We start from the raw sequence: 21,273 nt of genomic DNA, 5'->3' as shown, positions 1-21,273 counted from the left end.
ATGACCTGCGTCGCCCGACCGGGAACGCGTGGGCGGCATGGTGTCTCACCCGGCTGATTGCCCGGAAAACATTACTGTCCGATGCGCTTTTTGACCCATATCAAAGTTTGCATGCGGCGCATCTGTGACAACGCCAGCAGCAAGGCCTTCCAACCGGAGTGATTCCGTGAGCAGTACCGAACCCGCCCCAAGTCTCTATGCCGCGCGGGAGCCGATTTTTCCCAAGCGCGTGTCAGGTCCATTCCGCAACCTGAAATGGATCATTCTCATCGTCACGCTGGGTATCTACTACCTGACTCCCTGGATCCGCTGGGATCGCGGTCCTAGCTTGCCGGATCAGGCCGTGCTGCTCGATCTTGCCAACCGCCGGTTCTATTTTTTCTGGATCGAGATCTGGCCGCACGAGTTCTATTTCGTCGCGGGCCTTCTCATCATGGCGGGGCTCGGGCTGTTTCTGTTCACATCGGCTCTGGGACGGGTCTGGTGCGGTTATGCCTGCCCCCAGACCGTCTGGACCGACCTCTTCATCCTCGTCGAACGCTGGATCGAGGGTGACCGGAACGCGCAGCTCCGTCTGCACCGGCAGCAAAAGATGGATTTCCGCAAGTTCCGCCTGCGCATCACGAAATGGACGATCTGGCTTCTGATAGGCCTTGCGACCGGCGGTGCGTGGATATTCTACTTTGCCGATGCGCCGACGCTGGCGCGCGATCTGGTGACGGGCAACGCGCACCCGGTCGCCTATACCACCATGGCGATCCTGACCCTGACGACCTTCTTTTTCGGGGGCTTCGCGCGCGAGCAGATCTGCATCTATGCCTGTCCCTGGCCGCGTATTCAGGCCGCGATGATGGACGAGGACACGCTTGTCGTCGGCTATCGCGAGTGGCGTGGAGAACCGCGGAAGCATTCCGAAGCCGTCAAGGCGGGCGAGCCGCAGGGCGATTGCATCGATTGCATGGCTTGCGTCAACGTGTGCCCGGTGGGCATCGATATCCGCGACGGACAACAGCTGGAATGCATCACCTGTGCGCTCTGCATAGACGCCTGTGACGATATCATGGCCAAGATCGGCAAGCCGCGCGGGCTGATCGACTACATGGCATTGTCCGATGAAGGGCGAGAGCGCAGCGGATTGCCGCCCAAGAACATCTGGAAACACATTCTTCGACCGCGCACGATCATGTACACAGCCCTGTGGTCGCTGGTCGGCCTCGGCTTGGTGTTCGCGCTGTTCATCCGGCAAGATATCGAGATGACCGTGGCGCCGATCCGAAACCCGACATACGTCACCATGTCCGATGGGTCGATCAGAAATACCTACGATATCCGGATGCTGAACAAGAACGGCGAACCGCGCCAATTCCGCTTGTCGGTCGTGGGCGACCCATCGCTGCGCATCCAGCTTGAGGGGTCTCCCTATGACTCGATCGAAGTGCCGGCCGACACCGGGTTCCTGCAGCGAGTCTACGTGGTGTCTCCGGGGGCATCTGCCCCGTCGAACGCCGGCAATACCGATATCCGGTTCTGGGTCGAGGATCTGAGCAACGGCGATCGGGCCTACAAGGACTCGACCTTCAACGGCAAGGGGAACTGAGAGATGGCAAAACGTGAATTCACAGGCAAGCACGCGGCAGCCGTTTTCATCGGCGCGTTCGCGGTCATCATCGGAGTGAATCTGGCCCTGGCCTACAGCGCGGTGTCGACCTTTCCGGGGCTCGAGGTCAAGAACTCCTACGTCGCCAGCCAGGAGTTCGATGTGAGGCGCGACGCGCAGGAGGCGTTGGGATGGTCGGTGCGGGCGGATGCCCGCGATGGACAGGTCATCCTGTCGATCACCGACACCGAGGGCGCTCCTGTGGAGGTGGCCAAGCTGTCGGCGGTGCTGGGTCGCGCAACCCATGTCAAGGACGATGTGGAGCCGGACTTTGCCTTCGATGGCACAGCCTATGTTGCGCCCGTCGATCTGGGAGCGGGCAACTGGAACATCCGCATGGTCGCACGCGCCGACGACGGAACCGAGTTCACCCAGCGCGTGATCCTGCATGTGCGGGGCTGATCGGCCATGACGGCACAGTTGCGTCCGCCGTCCGCCGCCGCCTGCCCGGGCTGCCTCGCGACCCCGGCGGAGCCCGTCGCGGAGGCGCCCAAGGACGCACGCATCGCTCTGTCCCTGCCCGGCATCCATTGCCAGGGCTGCATCTCGGCGGTGGAGCGGGGCCTGAATGCGCATCCCGGAGTCCACGGCGCACGGGTCAATCTCACACTCAAGCGCGCAATGGTCGAGGCCGATGACAGCGTCACCGCGCGCGACCTGATCGGTGTGCTCGAAGGGCTTGGCTATGAGGCGCACGAACTCGACCCCGGCGCGCTGAGCGCTACCCAGACCGACACGGCCGGGCGCGCTCTGCTGATCCGGCTGGCAGTCGCGGGGTTCGCGTCCATGAACGTGATGCTCCTGTCGGTCTCGGTCTGGTCCGGGGCGACGGATGCGACGCGCGACATGTTCCACTGGATTTCGGCGGCGATCACGTTGCCGGCGATCGCCTATTCCGCGCAGCCGTTCTTCCGCAACGCCTGGGCGGCGCTGTCGGCTCGCCGTCTGAACATGGATGTGCCGATCGTGCTCGCGATCGTGCTGGCACTGGTCACGTCGCTCTGGGAGACGTCGCTCTCGGGCGAACACGCCTATTTTGACGCGGCTCTGGCGTTGACCTTCTTCCTGTTGGCCGGACGGTATCTCGATTACCGGACTCGCGCTGTCGCCCGATCTGCCGCCGAGGAATTGGCCGCGCTCGAGGTGCCTCGCGCGCTCAAGCTGGTCGATGGCGTCGAGCGGGAAGTGCCCGTGGCCGAGCTTGTCGTGGGCGACCTTGTTCTGGTGCGCCCGGGCGGGCGGATGCCCGTCGATGGAGAGATCGTGTCGGGCCAGTCGGAACTGGACCGGTCGCTTCTGACCGGGGAGACCTTGCCCGTCTTCGCCGCGCCGGGACTGGTGGTCAGTGCCGGCGAGGTAAACCTGACCGGGCCGCTGACGGTGCGGGCCAGCGCCGTGGGGCAGGACACCTCGTTGCACCGCATGGCCGACCTGGTGGCGATCGCCGAGTCAGGACGATCGAGATATACCTCGCTCGCCGACGCGGCGGCCAAGCTGTATGCGCCGGGGGTGCATATCCTTTCCGCGCTCAGTTTCCTCGGCTGGTACCTGTGGTCGGGCGACCTGCGGGTGGCGTTGAACATCGCGGCGGCGGTTCTCATCATCACCTGCCCCTGTGCCCTGGGACTCGCGGTGCCGGCGGTGACCACTGCGGCGTCGGGCCGGCTGTTCCGAAAGGGGATGTTGATCAAGGACGCGACCGCACTGGAGCGGTTGTCGCAGGTCGATACCGTCGTTTTCGACAAGACCGGAACCCTGACCGCCGGCACGCCCGAGGTGGTCGATCTGGGAGATTTCACGCGAACGGAACTCGAGGTCGCGCTTGCGTTGGCCGAAGGGTCCGCGCATCCGCTTTCCAGATCGCTGACTGCGGCGGCGCGATCCGCGGGTATCAAGCCCGCCCGCGTGACGGATCTGCGCGAGGTGCCGGGTTATGGCACCGAGGCCACATGGCGCGGGCAGACTGTCAGGCTGGGCCGGGCGAATTGGGTCGGGGGCGCGCAAAGGACGCAAACGGCGGCATGGCTGGCCATCGGTACCGAGACACCGCGGCCCTTCCTCTTCACCGACGCGCTGCGCCCGGGAGCCAAAGAGGCGATTGCGGGCTTGCGGGCGGCGGGCAAGGAGGTTCTGCTGATGTCCGGCGACGCGGCCGGACCGGTTGAGGATCTGGCGCGACGGTTGAACATCGAGCGCTGGATTGCCGAGGCCCTGCCCGAGGACAAGGCGGCCCGGATCAAGGCGCTGAGCGAACAGGGTCGCCATGTCCTGATGGTGGGCGACGGACTGAACGACACCGCTGCGCTGGCGGCGGCGCATGTCTCGATTTCCCCGGCGACGGCACTGGATGCGGCGCGTGTCGCATCGGATATCGTGCTCTTGGGGCGCGACCTCAGCCCGATCGCCGATGCCTGTGACACCGCGGTCCGTGCCACCAAGCGGATCAAGGAGAATTTCCGCATCGCGACGGTGTACAACATTATCGCCGTGCCGCTGGCGGTTGCCGGCATGGCCACGCCGTTGATCGCGGCCTTGGCCATGTCGACCAGTTCGATTACCGTGTCCCTGAATGCTCTGCGTGTGAAGTGAACAGATGTCGATCCTGTCCTACCTGATCCCGATTTCCCTGACGATGGGCGCCATCGGACTGGTGGCGTTCATCTACACGGTGCGCTCGAACCAGTACGACGATCCGGAAGGCGATGCACGCCGGATCCTGTCGGATGAATGGGACGACCACCCCAAGCCGTGAACCGGAGACGCCCTCGCGGGGCATCGAGCCCCGCTTGGCCGTGCTGCCGCGCACCGGTTGCCGTTTGCGGGAAGTTTCAGGCAAGGTCGGTTTTGTTGCGGTTTGTGTCGGATGAGATTGGCGCGCGACGTGCCGGAAAGGCATAACCGCTGGCAAGTGACTCGTGCCGTGGAGTGAGCCGATGAAAACGCAAGTGAAAGCCCTGGTCGTCGGGGGTGGGGCCGTGGGTACCTCGATCGCCTATCATCTGGCGAAGGCCGGTTGGGACGACGTGATGTTGCTTGAACGGGACGAGTTGACCAGCGGGTCGACCTGGCATGCGGCTGGCTTGTTGCCGCTGTTCAACATGTCCTTTGCCACGACCCATATCCACCAGTATTCGGTCGAGTTCTACAAGACCCTCGAGGAAGAAACGGGGCTGAATGCCGGCTTTGCTGTGGTCGGCAACCTGCGCATGGCACAGACACAGGAGCGCATGGACGAATACATGCTCTACGCCAGCACGGCGGAAACCTGTGGCGTTCCTTACGTCTTCCTGACCCCGGACGAGATCAAGGCGCGCTGGCCGCTGATCCGCACCGAGGACCTGAAGGGCGCGCTCTATCATCACACGGACGGGTACATCAATCCTGCCGATGTGACCATGGCGATGGCCAAGGGGGCGCGCCAACGCGGCGTCATGATCGAACGCAAATGGCAGGCCGACGCGTTTCACTGGACCGGCGAAACCTGGGAGGTCACCGCGACGAAGATGGTCGAGAAGGGCGGCAACCTGGTGCCGAGCGACGAGCAAATCGTCATCACCGCCGAACATGTCGTCACCGCGAGCGGCAACCACGCACAGCGCACCGCGAAGATGTTGGGCATAAAGATGCCGGCGATCCCGGTCGAGCATCAGTTCATCGTGATGGAGCAGGATCCCGCCCTGGTGGAGTTCCGCAAGGATCATCCCGAGCATCCGGTGATCCGCGACGCCGACGCGCAGAGCTATGTGCGCGAGGAACGCGGCGGTTGGATCCTGGGTGTCTATGAAAAGGGGGCGCCGGCACGGTTCGAATACGGGGTGCCCGACAGCTTCCGTGCCGACCTGTTCCAGCTTGATCTGGACCGGATCGAGGAACAATACCTGGCGATGAACCACCGGATGCCGAGCGCCGAGAATTGCGGGCTGAAGGACGATTTCAATGGCCCGATCTGCTATACACCCGACGGCAACCCGCTGGTCGGGCCGGCTCCGGGTCTGCGCAACATGTGGCTGGCCGAGGGCTTCAGCTTTGGCATCACCGCGGCGGGTGGCACCGGGTATTACCTCGCCCAGATGATGGTCGAGGGCGAGGCCGAGATCGACATGGCGAGCCTTGACCCCAAGCGCTATGGCGACTGGATGACGACCGAATTCGCCGCGCGAAAGAACGAGGAATGCTACGACCACGTCTACATCCTGCACCATCCGGACGAGGAACGCCCGGCCTGCCGCCCGTTGCGCACGGCACCCGCCTATGACCGGCAGAAGGCCCTCGGGGCGCAGTTCGGCTTCGTCAATGGCTGGGAACGGCCGAACTACTACGCCCCCGAAGGCTTCAGCGATCATGACAGCCGCAGCTTCCGCCGTGGCGGCTGGTGGCAATACGCGGTCGAAGAGGCGAAGGCCATCCGCGAAGGTGTCGGGCTGATCGACGCCACCGCATTCACCAAGCACGTGGTGAAGGGGCCGGGCGCGACCGCATTTCTCGACTGGTTCACCTGCAACAAGCTACCCAAGGTCGGACGTATCAACCTGACCTATGCGCTGACCGATCACGGCACCACCCGCACCGAATACACCATCGTTCGGCTGGGCGAGGATGAGTATTACCTCGTCTCCGCAGGGGCGTGGACGGCCTATGACGCAGATTACCTGCGCAAGTCCGCTGCCGACAAGATGGACGAATACGGGTACATCGAGATTCAGGACGTCACCACCCAATGGGGCGTCTTTGCCATTGCCGGGCCGAAATCCCGCGACGTGCTGAACGAGATCGTCAAGGATGCCGATCCGGCCACAGTGTTGGGCAACAAGCGTTTCCCCTGGCTTTCGATGCGCGATATCGAACTGGGCATGTGCCCGGTACGGGCGATCCGGGTGGCCTATACCGGCGAACTGGGCTGGGAGTTGCACCACCCGATCGAGATGCAGAATTATCTCTGGGACCAGCTGATGGCGGCGGGCGCGCATCATGGCCTGAAACCGGTCGGCGCGCGGGCGCAGAACTGGCTGCGTCAGGAGAAGTCCTATCGCGCCTTCGGCAACGAACTGGGCCGCGACGCCACCCCGCTGGAGGCCGATCTGCCGCGTTTCGTGGACCTGTCCAAGGCGTTTCGCGGTAGAGAGGCGATGGAGGCCAAGGGCATCCGCAGCAAATGCGTGACGCTGCTGATCGACGGTCCCGAGGACGCCGACCCGTGGGGGCGTGAGGCGCTTTACCAAGGGGACACCCGCGTCGGGCGTTTAACCTCGGGTGGCTATTCCGTCAGCTTCGGAAAAAGCATTGGCATGGGCTATGTGAAGCCGGACATCGCGGTTCCGGGCGCGAAGCTGCAAGTCAAGATGCTGAATCAGCTGTGGGATGCCGAGATTTGTGAGGACAGCCCCTATGACCCGGGAAACGACGTCATTCGAAAGGACGGCTGAGCGACGCCGATGGACCGGGTTCGCCCTTCTCGCAGGGGCAGCCCTGTCAGTCCTGCTGGCGCTGTTTTACGCCCATAACCCGGTCAGCACGAAGGCGGCCGGCTATGCCAGTACGGTCAGCGCAGCCAGCGCCGGTACCTATGTGACCTTGCGCACGCTCAACGCGGTGCTGTCCACCGCGCAGGAGGTCGAAATGGGCGTCGGGCTGGGCGTGTCGGGTTCGGCGCAGCCGCTCAAGATGCTCGAGCCCATCGACGACACGATCGAGCGCATCGCCGATGCGGTCTTTGCGCTCATGGTCTTCTCCGGTGTCCTTGCCGTGGCCATGGGACCGGTGGGCGCTGTCGGGTTCGCGATGATGGCGGGAGCGTTCCTCTTGTGGTGGCTTGCGCCGGGGCAGGTTCTGGGACGCAGGTTGGCCTCCTACGGCGTCTTTCTCGCGCTTGCACTGCCCCTGTCCTTTCTGCTGTCCAGCAGCGTGGCCGATCACATGACCCGCGAGGTCTGGGAGGAAAACGAGGCCGTCATCGCCCGCATAACCTCGTCGATCGATACGCCCGACTCCGGCGCGGAGGCCGGCTGGTTCGACAGGATGCGCTCGGGTCTGACGGAAATGGAGTCCTACCGTACCCTCGCGGGCACGATCTTCGACCAGGCGGACGAACTGGTGGCCAGCTATGTCGCGATCCTTGCAGTGTACGTGTTCCGCATCTTCCTGCTCCCGGCCCTTCTGGCCGGTGGCTTCTTCGTTGCGGCGCGCTGGCTGGCCGAGTCCGGTCGTGGACTTCAGCGCTGAACGACCTCCGACGTATCGCGGCTAGAGACAGGCCAGCAGCAGGGCGCGGGTATTTTCGGCCGTCATCTTGACTGGGTTGCCGCCAGTGCTGGGATCTGCAAGGGCAGACGCCACGAGCGCATCTATATCCGGGTCGGTCACCCCCAGATCGCCAAGGCGACCCGGGATGCCAAGCTGGTCGATCAGGTCGCCGACATGGTCGTAGAAGCCGTCAAATCCGCCCGCGATGCCGAGATAGTCCGCCGCCCGGTTCAGCCGATCTTCTATCGCCGGGCGGTTGAAGCGCAGCACCGGCCGCATCACGACTGCATTGGTGGTACCGTGATGCGTTCCGAACACCGCCCCGATCGGATGCGACAGGGCGTGGATTGCGCCCAGCCCTTTCTGGAAGCCTGTCGCGCCCATCATGGCCGCACTCATCATCTCGGCGCGCGCCGAGAGGTCGGTGCCGTCGGCATAGGCCTTGGGCAGGTTCTCGGCGACCAGCCGCATGCCTTCCAGCGCGATGCCCTGGCTCATCGGGTGATAGTGCGGCGAACAATAGGCTTCGAGACAATGGGCAAAGGCGTCCATACCGGTCCCGGCGGTGATGGCGCGCGGCATGCCGACGGTCAGTTCCGGATCCGCGATCACGATCTTCGGAAGAACCAGGGGATGAAAGATGATCTTTTTCTCGTGGCTGACCGCATTCGTCAGAACCGAAGCGCGCCCGACCTCCGATCCGGTGCCTGCCGTGGTCGGCACGGCGATCACCGGAGCGATCGCGCTGGCATCGGCCCGCGTCCACCAATCGTCCACGTCCTCGAAGTCCCAGACCGGGCGGACCTGGCCGGCCATGAAGGCGATCATCTTGCCGAGATCCAGCGCCGAACCGCCGCCAAAGGCGATCACGCCGTCATGGCCACCGTCGCGATAAACCGCGAGGCCGGTTTCGAGATTGGCCTCGGTCGGGTTCGGGTCGACCTCGAAGAAAAGCGCGCGGCCCAATCCCGCGGCATCGATCACGTTCAACGCCCGGCGGGTGATCTCGAGACTCGCGAGCCCCCTGTCGGTCACCAGCAGAGGCCGCGTGACGCCGCAGGAGACACAGGCCTCCGCCAGTTCCGCGATCCGACCCGCTCCGAATCTGATTGCGGTCGGATAGGACCAGTTTGCTTTCGGTGTCATCATCGCGCTCTCTTTCCCGATCCGTTGGCCAAAGTCATTCTCATTTTCATAGCCATGGTCTGGGGTGTTGGCCATCATCTTCGGTGCCTTGGACGGCTGTCCCGGCATGCTCCGTCTGGCTCCAATTCCGATGTCATGGAGCACGGCTCACCCGGCGCGGGGATGCAAGTCCGCGCAGCGCAATCGGGCCGTTCAGCGATGATCCTTGAGAAGGCGCTGTTTTTGCCGTGACCAGTCGCGTTTGGCTTCGGTTTCGCGTTTGTCGTGGTTTTTCTTGCCCTTGGCGATCCCGATCTTCAACTTGGCGAGGCCCTTGTGGTTGAAGTACAGAACGATCGGCACGAGGGTCATGCCCTTGCGCTGGGTTGCGTTCCACAGGTTCGACAATTCCTTGCGCGACACCAATAACTTTCGGCGGCGGCGTTCTTCGTGTCGAAAGGTCTTGGCCTGATCATAGGGCGCGACATAGCTGTTGATCAGCCAAAGCTCGCCATCTTCGACGGCGGCATAGCTTTCGGCGATGTTGGCACCGCCCTGGCGCAAGGACTTGACCTCGGACCCTTCCAGCAGGATGCCACATTCCAGGTCTTCCTCTATGGCATAGTCGAACCGGGCCCGCCGGTTCTCGGCGATCACCTTGTAATTGGGATCTGATTTCGTCTGCGCCATGGGTCGCAGATGTAGGCGCTCGGCTGCGCGGGTGCAAGCGGACAGCGGTTCGGCAAGGAAACGCCGGCGTTCTCGCCGGGGATGGTTTGCGTGCCGGCGAGACTGCGTTAAGCATTGGTCCTGAGGCAGATCAAAGCGCAGGCGGACACAATGCGGATTTCACGGCGAACGATGACTTGCGGCCTGGCCGCGACCCTGGTCGCAGGGTGCTCGACGGGTGGCGGTTCTCCCGCGGGGCCAAGCAGCGCGATGCGGTCGATTCCGAATGCAGGCTATGACGCCTGGGTTGCGCGCTTCAAGACGCGGGCTGCCTGGCAGGGCATTTCGCAGGCCACGATCGACCGCGCCTTTCGCGGGGCGGGATACCTCCCCGGCGTGATCGAGCGAGACCGCAACCAGACCGAGTTCAAACGCTCGCTCGAGGATTACCTGGCGATCGCGGCATCGGACGAACGGGTCAGCACCGGCAAGGCGAAGCTGCGCCAGTACAATTCGACCCTGTCGCAGATCGAGTCGCGATACGGTGTCGAGAAACAGGTCGTCACGGCGATCTGGGGTCTAGAAAGCCGGTATGGAGAGCGACGCGGCGACATCCAGGTGGTGTCTGCACTGTCGACGCTGGCCTATGACGGACGGCGCGGCTCCTTCTTCGAAAGCCAGCTGATCGCCGCGTTGAAGATCCTGCAGAACGGCGACACCACGGTCGACCGGATGACCGGAAGCTGGGCCGGGGCGATGGGGCATACGCAGTTCATCCCGACGTCCTACCAGGCGTTCGCAGTGGATTTTAACGGCGACGGCCGACGCGACATCTGGTCGGATGACCCGACCGACGCGCTGGCGTCCGCTGCGGTCTACCTGTCGCGCAACGGCTGGACCCGCGGCCAACCCTGGGGGGTAGAGGTCCTCCTGCCGGCCGGGTTCGCCGGTCCGTTCGGTCGCGATACGACCCGCAGTCCATCGCAATGGGCGGCGCAGGGAGTGCGTGACGTGAACGGGGGGCGCGTGCCGGATTACGGCGCGGCATCGATCATCATTCCGTCCGGGCGCAATGGTCCGGCCTTCATGACTTTCCGCAATTTCACGGTCATCACCCGCTACAATAATTCGGAAAGCTACGTGATCGGGATCGGGCACCTGTCCGACCGGATCGTTGGCGGGCCGCCGATCCGCGGGAGTTTTCCGCCCGATGCGAGCGGGATGACCATCGACGATCGCAAGGAGCTGCAGCGCCGCCTGACGGCGGCCGGGTTCGACACGGACGGCGCGGATGGGGTCATCGGGTCGAACACCGAAGCGGCAATCCGGGGCTACCAGCGTAGCGTCGGCCTGCCGGAAACCGGCGAGCCCTCGCTCGACCTGCTGGCCCGCCTGCGCCGCTGAACTGGGTTTGGTTCAGGGATCGCCGAGTTTGGCGTGCACTTCGTTCAGGTCGATCTCGTCGATCGGCATTTTGTTGGACGGGTCAAGGTGATCGTATTTGAACAGCTCAAAATCGCGCTTGTAGATCTCATAGACCAGGTGCATCGACAGGTCGTCGAAATAGTCTTCGACCGGGTGCGCCCGCTTGGGTCCGTGGCCTTCGCTCTCGTTGAAACGGGGGATCGCGGCCAGTTCGACCGGATGACGTTGCGTCGTCGCATCCAGAACCTGTGACATCCCCTCGTCGAACCGCTCGGTCCAGATGATGTTGTCGTAGCGCCCGCCGTTGATGATGAAGGTCGAGGCGTGGCCCGAGATGGCCGACCAGTGGATGTCGGGCTCCATCGGTTTGCGCCAGCGGATCGTGTCGCGCGCGAACAGCAGGAAACGCCGGAACGAGGTGATCTGATCGAACTCCTCCTTGCCGTCCGGGCCGCCGACATTGACGCCATACTGCGCCACCAGCATCGGCACCAGGTTGCCGCGGTAGCGCTTGCCGTTGCGCTGGATGCCGCAGATCTTGTCGAAGAACGAGCTGAGTATGCGCGTGTAGGGATTGCGCACGCAGGTGAAGGCATAAGACTTGTGCCCGGTCACGTTGCGCGTGATCGGTTCCTTGCTGTCTTCGAGCGCCCATTTGTGCAGGCCGGACTCCGCGTCGTGGATGTCGCCGTCGAAGAACCGGCCATGGTCCGAATAATACATGATCTGGCCGATGGTGGAGCAGGCACATTTCGGGACGACCCGATAGACCATGCTCTCGGATTCGGTCATCCAGGTTCCGGGAAACCCCATTTCGCGATGTCTCCAATGGCCTGCGGTCCATCGAGCGGGAAACAGGCGAGTTGCGGACAAAAAAGCAAACAATCCCGGTTTATTCAATCGTCCTTCATCAATAACAAGCTAAACCAATGATTAAACTATAGTTGAATTCGTTCCGGCATGGCCAAGATCGCTTACATCCTACTGTGTCACAAGGATCCTGACGCAGTGATCGAACAGGCGCATCGTCTGACTGCTGTCGGCGATTGCGTGGCGATCCATTTCGACGGCAGGTCCAGCGCGGCTGACTACCAGCGAATCCGGGACGCGCTTGCCGACAATCCGAACGTTGCCTTCGCCGCCAAAAGGGTCAAGTGCGGCTGGGGAGAATGGTCGCTGGTGCAGGCGACGCTGAATGCCTTGCGTTGCGCGCTGGGTGCATTTCCCCGCGCCACGCATGTCTACATGCTGTCCGGCGACTGCATGCCGATCAAGAGCGCCGAGTACGTGCACCGCTTTCTCGACGAGACTGACCGCGACTTCATCGAGAGTTTCGATTTCTTCGAGAGCGACTGGATTCGCACGGGGATGAAAGAAGAGCGGCTGATCTATCGCCATCTCTTCAACGAGCGCAGGCACAAGGCGCTGTTCTACAAGTCCGTCGCCCTGCAACGGCAACTCGGGTTGCGGCGCTCGGTTCCGGCCGATCTGCAGATCCAGATCGGCAGCCAGTGGTGGTGCCTGCGTCGCCGTACGATCGAGGCGGTGCTCGAGTTCGCCGAGCGCCGTCGCGACGTGATGCGCTTCTTCCGGTCGACGTGGATCCCGGATGAAACCTTTTTCCAGACCCTCGTACGCCACCTGATCCCCGGAACCGAGATTGAAAGCCGGACGCTGACTTTCCTGATGTTCTCGGACTACGGGATGCCTGTGACGTTCTACAACGATCACTATGACCTGCTGTTGAGCCAGGATTTCCTGTTTGCGCGCAAGATCAGTCCCGAGGCATACGCCCTCAAGGAGCGGCTCGGGCGGCTCTACGCGGCACAGGATGTCTCGTTCCAGATCAGCAACGAGGGGCGCAACCTCTATGGCTTCCTGACCCGGCGGGGTCGGGTCGGCCTGCGGTTCGCGCCGAGATTCTGGGAAAAGGAGAGCTCGCTCGGCCGCGATCGCGAGTTGATGATCGTGGTCTGCAAGAAATGGCATGTGGCAAAACGGTTGCTCGACCGTATCTGCCAGGCGACGAACCTGCCCGCAGTGGAGTATGTGTTCAACGAGGAGCACACGCCGTTGCCTGACCTCGGCGGTATTCAGACCACGCTGGAAAAGCGCACGCGCCATCGTCGGTCCTTGATGCGGATGCTGTTCGAATATCATGAAACCGATCGGCTGGTCGTTTGCATTGATCCCGGCAACCTGACCCTGCTACAGGATTTCTGCTCGGATCGGGCGACGACGCGGCTTCTGGAAATCGAGTGCCGGTTTTCCGACGACTACCTTGTTGGACACGCAAAGCGCGTCGGGCTGGCGGGAGAGACGACCTCGGACGCGACGCTGGGACGGTTGCTGCCCACCATCCGCAACGATATTGCCTATGAAAGTGACCTGATCCGGGATGCCGGTTTCACGCACTACAGTCGAATGTCCGAGATTGGCGGCACCGACCGGAACGCCTCGGCCCTGCGCGATTTCCTGAGCATCGATTGGGACAAGGCGAGAAACATCGCCGAGGCCAAACACCTTTTCGCAGATTGATCGGGGTCAGGGTGCGGTTGGCGTCTTGTTTCGGCTGAGCCAGGCCCAGAGGACCCCGCCTGCATAAATCAGATCGAGCACGATCAGCGTGGCCCAAGTGTGCGTCAGAAGCGCGGCCGCCAGGAAGGCGAAGCCGAGCAGCAGGAATTTCGCCATTTTCCGCGACACCCGCGCCTTCTTGAACGAAAAAGTCGGGATGCGGCTGATCATCAACAGACCGATACAGATCATGTAGGCCCCGATCAGACCGGGTGCGATCAGGTCAGGGTCGTTGAAGAAGAAGGACACGAACATCGGCAATAACACCAGAAAGGCACCCGCCGGGGCCGGAACGCCGACGAACCGGTCGGATTTTGCTCCGGAGATCTCGGATTTGCTGTCGATGTTGAACCGCGCCAGACGCATTACGCAACTGATCGCGAAAACCAGAACCGCGATCCATCCCGCGCTGTTGGTGCCCTGCAGACCCCAAGCATAGATCACCAGGGCCGGAGTGACCCCGAAGTTGACGAAATCGGCGAGGCTGTCCAGTTCCGCCCCGATCTGGGACTCGGACTTGAGCAGCCGCGCCAGCCGCCCATCCAGACCATCGAGGATGCAAGCGACGAGGATCAGGATAACGGCAGCCTTGAACTGCCCTTCGAACCCGAAGCGGATTGCCGACATACCGGCGCAGATCGCGGCGATGGTGACGACGTTGGGCAACAGCATGACGACCGGAAGGTCGGTGCGTTGCGGCTGATTGCGGTCGTCGTCCACGGTCAGGCCGTGCGCCCGGCGCGGGCCTGTTCGCTCGACTGAAGATCGGCGAGCACGGTTTCCCCGGCCACCATGGTCTGGCCGACGCTGACCATCGGCTCGACCCCCTCGGGCAGATAGACATCCAGCCGTGACCCGAAGCGGATCAGGCCGAACCGTTCACCCGTCATCAGCGGCTGATCCTTCGCCACGAAGCAAACAATGCGGCGCGCGACGAGACCGGCGATCTGCACCACGGCGACCTGCCGACCGTCCTCCATCCGCAAACACAGGCTGTTGCGTTCATTGTCGGAACTGGCCTTGTCGAGAGATGCGTTGAAGAACTTGCCGGGCCGATAGGCGATGGCCTCGACCGTGCCGGCGACGGGCGACCTGTTCACGTGGCAGTTGAACACGTTCATGAAGACGCTTACCCGGGTCAGCGGCGTGTCGGTCATGCCCAGTTCCGCGGGAGGAGTTGCCGGTTCGATCAGCGACACGACCCCGTCGGCCGGGCTGACGATCAGCCCCTCGCGGATCGGCGTGGTGCGCTTGGGATCTCGGAAAAAATAGTAGCACCAGACCGTGAGGCCGATGCCGACCCAGCCCAGTTCGTCCGCGATCAGGAACAGGAGGGCAGACACGATTGTGAACCCCGCGACGAAGGGAATCCCCTCCCGGTGCATCGGTTTCACAAAGGTTCCAAGCATGGTCATGTCTGGTCAACTCGCTTCCGGTCGTAGCGCCGTGTTAGCGCAGAGGGGTCATCTGGATCAACGCAATATCGGCGGAGCCATTCATCGCGTGAACCATCGGCGCAGGCGTCCGCTCTTTTCGGCGACCACGTCGCCAGCGGCATCGACGCTGTCGCCGATGTCCTGCAACATCGGGTCGATCCGGGCTTCGCGGAAGCGCCGCCAGCGCACCCACACCGCCCAGCAGAGCGCGGCCATGATGGTCAGGAAGACGATGTTGAACCACGGGATCAGACGCACGTCCGGGCTGGCGACCTGGCGCACGCTGATCGCGTTGGGGAAGATCGAGATGAACTCGTTGCGCCAGCCGTAGTGGCGGATCACCACCCATTTCGGCTGTTCCGACGACGATTTGAGATCGGAGGCCTCGGCTTGCAGGTTCGAGCTGTTGACCTTGAAATAAGGAGGCCAGCTCCACCCGGTGTCCTCGTTGCGATAGACCATGACCTTGCCGTTCTTCAGCCGGGTCTGGATGAAGAACACGTCCCGCCCGGTCACGGTGCTGTTGCCGCCGGTATCATGCTGTGCCCAGAACAGGCTGTTCTCGCCTTCAAGATCGACACGCTTTTCATACGTGTCGGTGATGCGCGCGATGTCCTGATGCGGCAGCGTGTAATGCAGGAACGACCCGAGCAGCACCCAGAACAGCAGTATGAACGCCCATTTGACATAGCCCATCGGCCAACCCTCACATGAAATTCGTCACATACACCAGCACGGCGATCGCCATCAGCGGCACGACATAGACGCCAAGGATCAGCTTGCGGCGAAAGGACTTGTCGTATTTCTGCAGGCCCCTCTGCACGAAGGCCTCGCGATCACCGGTCAAGCCCTTGGTCTTCCAGTGCGCCTCGAGCTTGTTGCGCCGCACGGAGCGAGAATACAGTGACAGCGTGACATAGACAATCGTCAGCACGATCATCAGGATGAACATCAGTCGAAAAAAGGCCACCATGTCAGGGCCTCCGTCTGGTCACGGGCCGGGTCGGAGTGCACGTCATGCGCCAAGCCTTTCGACCAGGCTCTGCGCTGTCACCGTGCCGATATGGCGATCACCGGTGACAACATCAAGACGCGCATCTCCACCGCGCAACTGGCTGATCAGCGCCTTGACCGGTGTTTCGGCCTCGACCTGCCGTGCCGTTCCGTGCTGGGGTGGGCCCATCACGTCGCGCGCGGTCAGAACCCCCAGCGGGTTCATGTTGGCGACGAAATCTGCCACATAATCCGAGGCGGGGTCCGAGAATATCTCGCGCGGGGTGCCGCATTGCACGATCCGCCCGCCTTCCATGATCGCGATGCGTTCGCCCAGCTTGAAGGCTTCATCCAGATCGTGACTGACGAAGATGATCGTGCACCGCATGTCGCGTTGCAGGTCGAGCAATTCGTCCTGAAGGCGGGTGCGGATCAAGGGGTCGAGCGCCGAGAACGGTTCGTCCATCAGCAGGATCGGTGCATCCGTGGCGAAAGCCCGGGCCAGCCCGACCCGCTGCTGCATCCCGCCGGACAGATCGCCGACCTTTCGCTCCGCCCAATCGGACAAGCCGACCTTTTCGAGTTGCGCGTCGGCGCGACGCAACCGTTCGTCGCGCGGAAGGCCCGAGAGTTCGAGCCCAAGCGCGACGTTGGCGCGCACGGTACGCCAGGGCAAGAGGCCGAACTGCTGAAAGACCATCGATACACGCGTCTGGCGAATGTTGCGCAGGGTTGCCGCATCGGCGTCGGTGACGTTGATCATGTCTGTCCCGTCGCTGACCCGGACCTGACCGCGCGCCAGAGGGTTCAGCCCGTTGACGGCGCGCAGCAGGGTCGATTTGCCCGATCCCGAAAGGCCCATCAGCACAAGGATCTCGCCTTCCGCGACGTCGATGGAACAATCATGCACACCCAGGATCTGGCCGGTCGCCTCCTGGATCTCCGACCGGCTCAGGCCGTCGTCCATGAGCGGCAGGGCCTTGGCGGGTTTGTCGCCAAAGACGATGTTGACCGCGTCGAATTCGACCGCGTTCTTCATTTCCGGTGCACCCGCAGCATCCGATCCAGCATGATGGCGACCACGACGATGATCAGCCCGCTTTCGAACCCGAGCCCGGTGTTGACCTGGTTCAGTGCGCGCACGACCGGCACCCCAAGGCCGTCAGCGCCGACCAGGGCGCCGATGACCACCATGGACAGCGACAGCATGATGGTCTGGTTCAGCCCGGTCATGATCTGCGGCAGCGCATAGGGCAGTTCGATCTTCCAGAGAGTTTGCGAAGGCTTGGCTCCGAACGCCTCGGCGGCTTCCAGAAGATCCTTGGGCGTGGACGAAATCCCGAGCTGCGTCAGGCGGATCGGCGCGGGCAGAACGAAGATCACCGTTGCGATCAGGCCCGGCACCATACCGATGCCGAAGAACACGATCGCCGGGATCAGGTAGACGAATGTCGGCAGGGTCTGCATCAGATCGAGCACGGGGGCGACATAGCTGTAGAGCCGGGGCCGGTGCGCCACCGCGATCCCGATCGGCACACCGATGCCCATGCACACCAGGCAGGACGACAGGACGAGCGTCAGGCTTTCGGTGGTTTCCTCCCAATAGTCTTGGTTGAGGATGAACAGGAAGCCGAGAACCACCAGCGCCACGATCTTCCAGTTGCGCTGGATCACCCAGGTGAGCAGGGCAAAGGCCGCGACGATCACGAGCGGATGCGGCGTCTGCAACACCCACAAGATTGCTTCGATCAATGCCTCCATCACCAGCGCCAGGCCGTCGAAAAACCAGCCGCCGTTGGTTTGCAGCCAGTCGAACCCGGCTTCGGCCACATCATCGATCGGCAGCTTGTTGTCGGTCAGCCAGTCCATTTCGGGCTTTCGCTTGGCCCCGGGCCGGTTGGGCCGGGCAGATCAGGGTCCGGGGACATCGCGCCCCCGGATGCATGTCAGTCCAGCAGAACCTTGCTGGCCTGCGTGAAGGCGTCGTCATCACCTTCCACGTCCTTTACGCCGTCAAGCCAGGCTTTCAGCGTGTCGGGATTGCCCTCGATCCATTCGGCTGCCGCCTCGGTCGGGTTTTTTCCGTCATCCAGGATCGCCGCCATGATCTCATTCTCCATCGCAAGCGTGAATTCGAGGTTCATCAGGAACTTGCCGACATTCGGGCAGGCCTCGGCATATCCGGCGCGGGTGTTGGTCATCACGGTGGCGCCGCCCAGGTTGGGGCCAAAGAAATCATCGCCGCCCTCAAGGTAGGACAATTCGAAATTGGCGTTCATGGGGTGCGGTTCCCAGCCAAGGAACACGATCGGTTCGCCGCGCTTGTCGGAACGCGCCACCTGCGCCAGCATTCCCTGCTCGGAGCTTTCGACCACTTCGAACTCTCCGAGACCGAAGGCGTCGCCGTCGATCATCGACTGGATCAGCCGGTTGCCGTCATTGCCCGGTTCGATGCCATAGATCTTGCCGTCCAGCGCCTCTGCATGGGTCGCGATATCGGCGAAATTCCCGATGCCGAGATCGGCGGCGGCCTGGTTGACCGCCAGCGTGTATTTCGCGCCTTCCAGGTTGGTGCGCAGGGTGTCGACCGTGCCGGCTTCCTTGTAGGGGGCGATGTCGGCCTCCATCGTCGGCATCCAGTTGCCGAGGAACACGTCGATATCGCCCGCGGCCAGCGAGGTATAGGTCACCGGCACCGACAGGATCTTGGTGTCGGTATCGTATCCCAATGCTTCCAGGACCACGGTAGCGACTGCCGTGGTAGCGGTGATGTCGGTCCAGCCGACGTCTGAAAAGGTCACTTCGGAGCAGTCTTCCGCGGCCGAGGCCGCGGTCGTCGTCAGAACCAGCGCGGCCGTTGCGAGCAAGCGTTTCATCGTGAGTGTCTCCCTTTTTTTCTTGGTGTTCTTGATTGGGCGATAAAACGGCGTTGTGACCGGTTTTGCAACCGGTCTCTGCCCGTGCATGTGCAGGGTGCCGTGGTGTGATCGTCGCCGACGCAGTCCTGTCAGAACGCGTATCTGATCGCCAACTGGATGCGTCGCGCATCAAAGCTGCGCCCATCGGCCTGCGTCCGGCGCCCGTTGAACAGTTCGGCCATCAGGGTGGTGTTGTCCCATATGGTGTAGAATGCCGACAGGTGCAGGGATTCCAGGGTATCGGTGTCCGTTCCCACGGCCTCGTCCACGCCGACCCAGCTGCCCGTAGCTGCCAAGCGCAGCGAAGGCGTGACCTGGTGCGAGAGCGACAGGGCCGCGGAAGACACGCCGACGGACCGGCCGTTGATCGACAGCGCATCACCGGTCAGTCCCGCCGCAAGAATGTCTGAAATGCCCGATCCCGTCGTCAGGTTCGCGCGGAGTGTTCCGCCCGTCCAGGGCGTCAGCACGCTCGACAGGTTCAGACCCCAGCCTTCGACCCTCGCCCCCGAGACGGTGGCATCGCGCCAGAGCCCCGCGACGCGGACCATGCCTCCTTTGAGCCCGTAGCGGGCCGCGACCGTGACCGCCTGATCGTCCTCGTTGGCGATGTCTTCCTCGACCGACGCGGAAAGGGACCAATCGGCAAACCCGTCGTAGGTGTAGCGTACCTGCGGCACGCGGGCGAAGGGCAGGGCGCCGGGCCCCTGGAAATCGACGGTCTCGGCAAGCGTCTCGACGGACATGAAATTCGTCCAGTTCTGGCCGATCATCAGCCCGTGCCAGGACACGTAGGCATGGCGCAATCGCAGGGAATCGTCGGCACCGTAGAAATCGCCTTCGAACCGGGCGAAGACATCATTTGGGCCGCGCACGTCAAAGCCGATCCGCGTTTCGTTAAGTTGCTGGCGATTGAAGCGTCCGGTTGCCGGGCCGCCTGGCAGGCCGATCCGATTGATGGCAAAGGTCGTCTTGCCCAGGTTGTAGTCTTCGTCCCAGATGAAATCTGCTTTGACATATCCGTAGAGTGTGACGGACACGCCGTTTCCGAGATCCAGTTCGAGCGGACGACGCTCCTCCTGAGCGGCCGCGCCTGCTGCTGAGAACGCGACAGCGGTTGCGGTCAGCAGCCCAAGGGGATGAAACGGATGCATGAAAACCTCGCTAACGTTCGCGGCCTAGCTGCTACAGGGTAACGGAGCTTGGAAGCGGCGGTGAGAAAATCGGCGATAGGTGCAGGTCTTCGGACGCTGTTGTTGCGATTTCCCTACACTGTCCTTGCTTTGGAAACACTACCTGCAAGACGGTTTCGATTTTTTTGCCCCTATTCCTCAAAGCCTTAGCCCGGTTCAACCCAAGGTAGCACGCGGCAGGCCAATCACAGCTTTACCAAAGAAATTCAAAATGAATATATCTGGGATGTGTTGAGTGAGCGGTATTCCGCTTTCTACGAGTGTTTAGAGGAAAGTTATCATGAAATTTTTGAAAGCGAGCATCGTCGCCGTCTCTATGTCGATGGCGGCAGGCGCCGTTTCGGCTGCGACCCTTACCTATGAAGGCCAGGGTGCGGGCGCGAAGGTCACCGCGCAAAATGGAGCGGGCGGAACCGCACCGAACTACATCAACCGTCAGGCCGCGAGCTTCAAGATGAAGGATGCGACCAACGCCCTGGGGCTGGGCACGGATTTCTTCGCCTTCTGTCTCGATCTGGCGGGGATTGTCGGCGACGACAATTACGTCATCAACAACCTGAACCCGTTCCAGCCCGGCCGCGTGTTGACGGCGTTGCAGAAGTCCAACGTCGAGCGGCTGTTCGACGCGGCCTATATAGATGTCGACGCGACCGACAACACCGACGCCGCCGCCTTCCAGTTGGCACTTTGGGAGGCCGGGTACGAAACCGATGCCGGACCGCTGTCGCTGACATCGGGCACCCGTGTCGGTTCCGGCTCCACGCAGGCTATCACGGACCGCGCGACCGCGTTCCTCGATGCGATGACCGGAACGGTCACCGACCTCTTCACGGTCAACTTCCTCGACGCCGACACTGACAACCGTCAGGATCTGGTCATGGGCCAGCTTAATACCGTGAATACGCCACCGGTGCCCCTGCCTGGTGCTGCCGTGCTGTTGCTGGGCGGTCTGGGTGCCTTCGGCGCGGTTCGCCGTCGCCGGACGAAGACCGCCTGAAGACCGACCGGTCAAGACAACGGACGTGACACGGGGCGCCTGT

The 21,273-nt window shown here is 62.7% G+C and carries 20 protein-coding genes; 9 read left to right on the top strand and 11 right to left on the bottom strand.

Translation table 11 applies throughout. The features are described from left to right. The first annotated feature begins 166 nt into the window (after positions 1-166). From ccoG to JF290_RS12525, 6 genes are all read left to right on the top strand, one after another. Positions 167-1,597: a cytochrome c oxidase accessory protein CcoG gene (gene ccoG, locus JF290_RS12550; protein ID WP_199025237.1), complete on the top strand. Its 1,431-nt coding sequence runs from the start codon at positions 167-169 to the stop codon at positions 1,595-1,597. Between the two features lie 3 nt (positions 1,598-1,600). Continuing rightward, entirely contained in the window at positions 1,601-2,059 is a 459-nt protein-coding gene (locus JF290_RS12545) for a FixH family protein (RefSeq protein ID WP_199025236.1), read from the top strand. 6 nt (positions 2,060-2,065) lie between these two features. Beyond that, positions 2,066-4,246 (top strand): heavy metal translocating P-type ATPase, encoded by a 2,181-nt coding sequence (locus JF290_RS12540; RefSeq protein WP_199025235.1) that lies wholly within the window; start codon positions 2,066-2,068, stop codon positions 4,244-4,246. A 4-nt stretch (positions 4,247-4,250) separates the two neighbouring features. After that, positions 4,251-4,409 (top strand): cbb3-type cytochrome oxidase assembly protein CcoS, encoded by a 159-nt coding sequence (ccoS, locus tag JF290_RS12535; RefSeq protein WP_199025234.1) that lies wholly within the window; start codon positions 4,251-4,253, stop codon positions 4,407-4,409. 181 nt (positions 4,410-4,590) lie between these two features. Continuing rightward, positions 4,591-7,080, top strand: coding sequence for a GcvT family protein (locus JF290_RS12530; RefSeq protein WP_199025233.1), 2,490 nt, complete (start codon positions 4,591-4,593; stop codon positions 7,078-7,080). Then, complete coding sequence (locus tag JF290_RS12525) at positions 7,043-7,876, top strand: hypothetical protein (RefSeq protein WP_199025232.1); 834 nt, start codon at positions 7,043-7,045, stop codon at positions 7,874-7,876. The genes JF290_RS12530 and JF290_RS12525 overlap by 38 nt, the downstream gene beginning before the upstream one ends. Positions 7,877-7,897: 21 nt before the next feature. On the opposite strand, the gene JF290_RS12520 is transcribed toward JF290_RS12525, so the two are convergent. Next, positions 7,898-9,043, bottom strand: coding sequence for an iron-containing alcohol dehydrogenase (locus JF290_RS12520; protein WP_199025231.1), 1,146 nt, complete (start codon positions 9,041-9,043; stop codon positions 7,898-7,900). Between the two features lie 192 nt (positions 9,044-9,235). Next, positions 9,236-9,712: an SsrA-binding protein SmpB gene (gene smpB / locus JF290_RS12515; protein WP_199025230.1), complete on the bottom strand. Its 477-nt coding sequence runs from the start codon at positions 9,710-9,712 to the stop codon at positions 9,236-9,238. Between the two features lie 150 nt (positions 9,713-9,862). On the opposite strand from smpB, the gene JF290_RS12510 reads away from it, so the two are divergent. Further along, positions 9,863-11,095, top strand: coding sequence for a lytic murein transglycosylase (locus tag JF290_RS12510; RefSeq protein WP_199025229.1), 1,233 nt, complete (start codon positions 9,863-9,865; stop codon positions 11,093-11,095). Positions 11,096-11,107: 12 nt separating this feature from the next. Here JF290_RS12510 and JF290_RS12505 read toward each other — a convergent pair whose 3' ends face one another. Beyond that, positions 11,108-11,929, bottom strand: coding sequence for a sulfotransferase family protein (locus JF290_RS12505; protein ID WP_199025228.1), 822 nt, complete (start codon positions 11,927-11,929; stop codon positions 11,108-11,110). A 147-nt stretch (positions 11,930-12,076) separates the two neighbouring features. Between JF290_RS12505 and JF290_RS12500 the strand changes: the two genes are divergently transcribed. Next, on the top strand, positions 12,077-13,654 hold the full coding sequence (locus JF290_RS12500; RefSeq protein ID WP_199025227.1) for a DUF5928 domain-containing protein: 1,578 nt from the start codon (positions 12,077-12,079) through the stop codon (positions 13,652-13,654). A 6-nt stretch (positions 13,655-13,660) separates the two neighbouring features. Here JF290_RS12500 and pssA read toward each other — a convergent pair whose 3' ends face one another. From pssA to JF290_RS12460, 8 genes are all read right to left on the bottom strand, one after another. After that, positions 13,661-14,413, bottom strand: coding sequence for a CDP-diacylglycerol--serine O-phosphatidyltransferase (pssA, locus tag JF290_RS12495; protein WP_227362198.1), 753 nt, complete (start codon positions 14,411-14,413; stop codon positions 13,661-13,663). Between the two features lie 2 nt (positions 14,414-14,415). After that, entirely contained in the window at positions 14,416-15,108 is a 693-nt protein-coding gene (locus JF290_RS12490; RefSeq protein WP_199025226.1) for a phosphatidylserine decarboxylase, read from the bottom strand. Positions 15,109-15,189: 81 nt separating this feature from the next. Then, positions 15,190-15,825, bottom strand: coding sequence for a DUF1523 family protein (locus JF290_RS12485; RefSeq protein WP_199025225.1), 636 nt, complete (start codon positions 15,823-15,825; stop codon positions 15,190-15,192). 10 nt (positions 15,826-15,835) lie between these two features. Then, a complete protein-coding gene (locus JF290_RS12480; RefSeq protein WP_199025224.1) occupies positions 15,836-16,102 on the bottom strand; it encodes a hypothetical protein in 267 nt (88 codons plus the stop codon). A 42-nt stretch (positions 16,103-16,144) separates the two neighbouring features. Further along, the gene (gene choV / locus JF290_RS12475) at positions 16,145-17,161 is read right to left on the bottom strand and encodes a choline ABC transporter ATP-binding protein (protein ID WP_199025223.1); all 1,017 of its coding nucleotides are present in this window, start codon (positions 17,159-17,161) and stop codon (positions 16,145-16,147) included. Further along, positions 17,158-17,991, bottom strand: coding sequence for a choline ABC transporter permease subunit (gene choW / locus JF290_RS12470; RefSeq protein WP_199025222.1), 834 nt, complete (start codon positions 17,989-17,991; stop codon positions 17,158-17,160). The genes choV and choW overlap by 4 nt, the downstream gene beginning before the upstream one ends. A gap of 77 nt (positions 17,992-18,068) precedes the next feature. Continuing rightward, positions 18,069-18,998: a choline ABC transporter substrate-binding protein gene (gene choX, locus JF290_RS12465; RefSeq protein ID WP_199025221.1), complete on the bottom strand. Its 930-nt coding sequence runs from the start codon at positions 18,996-18,998 to the stop codon at positions 18,069-18,071. 131 nt (positions 18,999-19,129) lie between these two features. After that, the gene (locus tag JF290_RS12460; protein ID WP_199025220.1) at positions 19,130-20,194 is read right to left on the bottom strand and encodes a DcaP family trimeric outer membrane transporter; all 1,065 of its coding nucleotides are present in this window, start codon (positions 20,192-20,194) and stop codon (positions 19,130-19,132) included. Between the two features lie 319 nt (positions 20,195-20,513). Between JF290_RS12460 and JF290_RS12455 the strand changes: the two genes are divergently transcribed. After that, positions 20,514-21,230, top strand: coding sequence for a VPLPA-CTERM sorting domain-containing protein (locus tag JF290_RS12455; protein WP_199025219.1), 717 nt, complete (start codon positions 20,514-20,516; stop codon positions 21,228-21,230). Positions 21,231-21,273: the final 43 nt, after the last annotated feature.

Origin of the sequence: Sedimentitalea arenosa, from assembly GCF_016428585.1 — a bacterium.
In the GTDB taxonomy this organism is placed as follows: Bacteria; Pseudomonadota; Alphaproteobacteria; order Rhodobacterales; family Rhodobacteraceae; genus Sedimentitalea; species Sedimentitalea arenosa.
Note: the sequence above shows the minus strand (reverse complement) of the source record. Positions and strands in the feature narration are given on the sequence as shown.